The organism is Zhenhengia yiwuensis (assembly GCF_014384995.1).
GTDB classification, from domain to species: Bacteria; Bacillota; Clostridia; order Lachnospirales; family Cellulosilyticaceae; genus Zhenhengia; species Zhenhengia yiwuensis.
Genome location: NZ_JACRSY010000086.1, coordinates 1 through 2,800, shown reverse-complemented (window position 1 = coordinate 2,800; position 2,800 = coordinate 1). Strand labels below are relative to the sequence as shown.

Annotated in this window: 1 rRNA gene; it reads left to right on the top strand. The window is 50.7% G+C overall.

Going from position 1 to position 2,800, the window contains the following annotated elements:
- Position 1: 1 nt before the first annotated feature.
- Positions 2-2,800, top strand: a 23S ribosomal RNA gene (locus H8718_RS19890); the annotation flags it as partial.

Below are 2,800 nucleotides of genomic sequence, written 5' to 3'. Positions count from 1 at the left end.
AGGTCAAGCTACTAAGAGCGTAGAGTGGATGCCTTGGCACCGAGAGCCGATGAAGGACGTGATAAGCTGCGAAAAGCTACGGGGAGTTGCAAATAAACTTTGATCCGTAGATGTCCGAATGGGGAAACCCGGCTGTGCAAACCACAGTCATCATACAGCCAATCCATAACTGTATGAAGGGAACGCTGGGAACTGAAACATCTAAGTACCAGCAGGAGGAGAAAGAAACATCGATTTCCTAAGTAGCGGCGAGCGAAAGGGAAACAGGCCAAACCAAAGTACTTGTACTTTGGGGTTGCGGACTGCGTCGTGGCACAGATTGAAGATAGTCGAAGCGTTTGGAAAGACGCATCATAGAGGGTGATAATCCCGTAGACGAAATCGGATTGAAGCCTAGCAGGATCCAGAGTACCACGAGACACGAGAAACCTTGTGGGAAGCCGGGGGGACCACCCCCCAAGCCTAAATACTCCTCGGTGACCGATAGCGTATAGTACTGTGAAGGAAAGGTGAAAAGAACCCCGGGAGGGGAGTGAAAAAGAACCTGAAACTCTATGTTTACAAGCAGTGGAAGCACCGTATGCGTGCGACCGCGTACTTTTTGTAGAACGGTCCGGCGAGTTATTCGTAGTGGCAAGGTTAAGTACCAGAAGGTACGAAGCCGAAGGGAAACCAAGTCTGAATAGGGCGAGTTTAGTCGCTGCGAATAGACCCGAAACCGGGTGACCTACCCATGGTCAGGATGAAGTTACCGTAAAAGGTAATGGAGGTCCGAACTCACATCTGTTGAAAAAGGTGGAGATGAACTGTGGGTAGCGGAGAAATTCCAATCGAACCCGGAGATAGCTGGTTCTCCTCGAAATAGCTTTAGGGCTAGCGTTGTTAGGAGTCTAATGGAGGTAAAGCACTGAATTCCCTAGGGGGCCCACAAGCTTACCGAAGGATATCAAACTCAGAATGCCATAAAGATACCAACAGCAGTCAGACTACGAGTGATAAGACACGTGGTCAAAAGGGAAAGAGCCCAGACCATCAGCTAAGGTCCCCAAGTGTATGTTAAGTGGAAAAGGATGTGAGATTTCGAAGACAACTAGGATGTTGGCTTAGAAGCAGCCATACATTCAAAGAGTGCGTAATAGCTCACTAGTCGAGAGATCTTGCGCCGAAAATGTCCGGGGCTAAAACATACCACCGAAGCTATGGAATCATCTAGTATGATTGGTAGAGGAGCGTTGCATCGACGCAGAAGCAGTACCGGAAGGAGCTGTGGAGTTTATGCAAGTGAGAATGCCGGAATGAGTAGCGAGATAGAAGTGAGAATCTTCTAGGCCGAATATCCAAGGTTTCCAGGGTAAAGCTGATCTGCCCTGGGTAAGTCGGGACCTAAGGCGAGGACGAAAGTCGTAGTCGATGGACAACTGGTTGAAATTCCAGTACCACCTATTATCAGAACTGCAGGGACGCAGAAGGATAGGGAAGGCGCAGAATGGAAAGCTGCGTGCAAGCACAAAGTCGCATCTGGTAGGCAAATCCGCCAGACGAGGATGAAGTGTGATGCGGATCGAAATAAAAGTAGAGAAGTTCCTGAATCCACACTGCCGAGAAAAGCTGCTATTGCGTGATAGGTGCCCGTACCGTAAACCGACACAGGTGGATGAGGAGAGAATCCTAAGGCCGACGGGAGAAGCGTTGTTAAGGAACTCGGCAAAATGACCCCGTAACTTAGGGAGAAGGGGTGCCTGCTTAACGGCAGGCCGCAGAGAATAGGCCCAAGCAACTGTTTAACAAAAACACAGGTCTTTGCTAAACCGAAAGGTGATGTATAAGGGCTGACGCCTGCCCGGTGCTGGAAGGTTAAGGGGAGAGGTTAGGAATAATCCGAAGCTTTGAACTTAAGCCCCAGTAAACGGCGGCCGTAACTATAACGGTCCTAAGGTAGCGAAATTCCTTGTCAGGTAAGTTCTGACCCGCACGAAAGGCGTAATGATTTGGGCACTGTCTCGACAGCGCACCCGGTGAAATTGTAGTACCAGTGAAGATGCTGGTTACCCGCGACAGGACGGAAAGACCCCGTGGAGCTTTACTGTAACTTGATACTGAGGTTGGGTATTACATGTACAGGATAGGAGGGAGGCTAAGAAGCCAGGACGCCAGTCTTGGTGGAGCCACCGGTGGGATACCTCTCTTGTAATACTTAACTTCTAACCAGAGCCCGTTACCCGGGTTTGGGACAATGTCAGGTGGACAGTTTGACTGGGGCGGTCGCCTCCGAAAGAGTAACGGAGGCGCTCAAAGGTAACCTCAGAATGGTCGGAAACCATTCGAAGAGTGCAAAGGCAGAAGGTTGCTTGACTGCGACACCGACGGGTGGAGCAGGTACGAAAGTAGGACTTAGTGATCCGGTGGTATGAAAGTGGGATTGCCATCGCTCAACGGATAAAAGCTACCCCGGGGATAACAGGCTTATCTCCCCCAAGAGTTCACATCGACGGGGAGGTTTGGCACCTCGATGTCGGCTCATCGCATCCTGGAGCTGAAGCAGGTTCCAAGGGTTGGGCTGTTCGCCCATTAAAGCGGTACGCGAGCTGGGTTCAGAACGTCGTGAGACAGTTCGGTCCCTATCCGTCGTGGGCGTAGGAAGTTTGAGAGGCGTTGTCCTTAGTACGAGAGGACCGGGATGAACGGACCGCTGGTGCATCTGTTAGGCTGCCAAGCCTATAGCAGAGTAGCCAAGTCTGGAACTGATAAACGCTGAAGGCATCTAAGCGTGAAACAGACCTCAAGATAAGACTTCCCATCC